This window comes from Henriciella sp., from assembly GCF_049649345.1.
Lineage (GTDB): Bacteria > Pseudomonadota > Alphaproteobacteria > Caulobacterales > Hyphomonadaceae > Henriciella.
Window position 1 is genome coordinate 1 of the sequence record NZ_JBARZC010000367.1, and the last position, 1,891, is coordinate 1,891.

Annotated in this window: 3 protein-coding genes and 1 pseudogene; 3 read left to right on the forward strand and 1 reads right to left on the reverse strand. The window is 56.5% G+C overall.

The features are described 5' to 3' along the window. Positions 1-393, forward strand: a 393-nt coding sequence (locus WA989_RS10045; protein ID WP_424340365.1) for a hypothetical protein, incomplete at its 5' end; no start/stop codon positions are given. Between the two features lie 61 nt (positions 394-454). Further along, complete coding sequence (locus tag WA989_RS10050; RefSeq protein ID WP_424340366.1) at positions 455-847, forward strand: VOC family protein; 393 nt, start codon at positions 455-457, stop codon at positions 845-847. A 145-nt stretch (positions 848-992) separates the two neighbouring features. Here the strand turns inward: WA989_RS10050 and WA989_RS10055 are convergent, their stop codons facing one another. Continuing rightward, positions 993-1,295 (reverse strand): CC_3452 family protein, encoded by a 303-nt coding sequence (locus WA989_RS10055; protein ID WP_424340367.1) that lies wholly within the window; start codon positions 1,293-1,295, stop codon positions 993-995. A gap of 272 nt (positions 1,296-1,567) precedes the next feature. Here WA989_RS10055 and WA989_RS10060 point away from each other — a divergent pair. Beyond that, a pseudogene (locus tag WA989_RS10060) lies at positions 1,568-1,891 on the forward strand (acyl-CoA dehydrogenase); the annotation flags it as partial.

Genomic DNA, 1,891 nt, shown 5'->3' on the forward strand with positions numbered 1-1,891 from the left:
ACCGATTTCGAAGCCTTCATGCGCTGTTATGGCCATATGTCTGGATCACTTGACCTGCTTGCGCGGATCCAGCCCGAAGTCAGTGACCCCGCCCAGATCGAAACGATCCGCAGAGCTGGTATCGAGCTCATGAATGAGCGCTTCGCTGCTCCCTATGACCGGCTCGTCGAGGCATACCCCTATCTCGATTTCTTTGACGGCGAACAGGCGCGCAGCCAGGGCCGTCTGCCTTTCGACAGTCTGGAAATGACAGAGGTAAGACGTCAATATGAGCGCTTCAGGACGCTTGGCCCCCTGTCCGATGCCTGCCTCTCAGCGAGCGACAAGGTTCAGGCGCAACTCGCCAATCCGCACCGCCCGGCTTATACAACAAGCCTCGCCAGCCAGAATTAGGGGCCGCACGCCCCTGTCTGGGCTGTTGAGCGGACAAATCGGGTGGGAAAGGCAATACACAATGGCGAAAGTAATTGGGGTCGGCGGGGTTTTCTTCCTGTGTCAGGATCCGGAAGCGACGCAGGCCTGGTACAAGCGGGTCCTCGGCCTGGAAGGAACGGACTTTGGCGGGTTCGTCTTTTCGCACGAAAAGTCGGCCGGCACGTTTCCCAAGGGGGCGATGACGATTTTTTCGCCCTTCAAATCAGACAGCGACTATTTCAAGCCGTCAGAGCGCGATGTGATGTTCAACCTGATGGTCGATGACCTGGCCGGTCTTCTCAAACAGGTCGAGGCCGAAGGCGTGGAGCAGGTCAGCCCCGTGGAAGACCATGACTATGGCACTTTTGCCTGGATCATGGACCCGGACGGCCGGAAGATCGAACTCTGGCAACCTAAGGAACCGGCCAGCTGAGCGTTTGGCCATGTTCAGCCCTCGCCCGGTAAGGCGATCCGGCGGCCATTTTGAATTTGTGGCGGTTCTGTTCTGGCTCAGAGAAAAAAGCCGTCCTTTTGGTGAAGGACGGCTGAAGTATTCAGAGAGTGAGATGAAAGCTTACTTATTTCTTCGCAGCTTCGTTGCACTTGGCGAGGTCATCCTCTGAGAGGCTGTCCTTTTCAGTGCTAAAGGCTGCAAGCTCGCCAACTTCCGAGGCGACCTTTTTGCACGTCCGCACGGTAACCTTGCGGCGATTGAGTTCTGCGACACATTCCTCGCCATTGCAGCTCCAGAGAGCTTTTGCGGCGATGATGTTCTCGATGCTGGAATTGGGCTGCGCGAGCTTTGCAGTGAAGCCTGTGCCGGCGAGGGCAGGCATTGCAAGCGCCGCAGCAGCAACGGTTATGGGGATAAAACGGATCATGGGGAGGAAACCTTCTGGCAGGGCGTTGGGTCAGGGGTGTGGCTTTGCTCTTTTTTCTTGTCCACGAGATCGAGAATATGATTATTGAATAATTTGTCAATCGTTCACTGATAATAATTTTCAATATCACTGCTGTTCACCAGTGCCTTTCTTCAATCGCAGTGCAAGATTTCCCAATCGCTTGACGCGGGGACGCCGATTGAAAGGCGCAGGCCCGGCGTTATCCTGCCTTCAACACCGAACAGAAAAAGACCGGTCAGGGAGGCCCCGCCATGGATTTCAATATCCCCAAGGACATTGCCGACTATCTCGTCGAGCTCGACAATTTCATCGAGGAGAAGATCAAGCCGTTGGAGCAGAAGGACGACAATATCCGCTTCTTCGACCACAGGCGTGAATGGGCGCGGACCGATTTCGACAATGACGGTCTGCCGCGCCCCGAATGGGAAGCCCTGCTGCGCGAGGCCAAGAAGCTCGCCGATGAGGCAGGCCATCTTCGCTATGCGCTGCCCAAGGAGTTTGGCGGGCAGGACGGCACCAATCTCGGCATGGCGATCATCCGCGAGCATTTCGCCCGCAGGGGGCTCGGCTTGCAC

Excerpts from the sequence above, each read along its gene's own strand:
- WA989_RS10050 (WP_424340366.1), top strand. The coding sequence starts at position 455 with ATGGCGAAAGTAATTGGGGTCGGCGGGGTTTTCTTCCTGTGTCAGGAT.
- WA989_RS10055 (WP_424340367.1), bottom strand. The coding sequence starts at position 1,295 with ATGATCCGTTTTATCCCCATAACCGTTGCTGCTGCGGCGCTTGCAATG.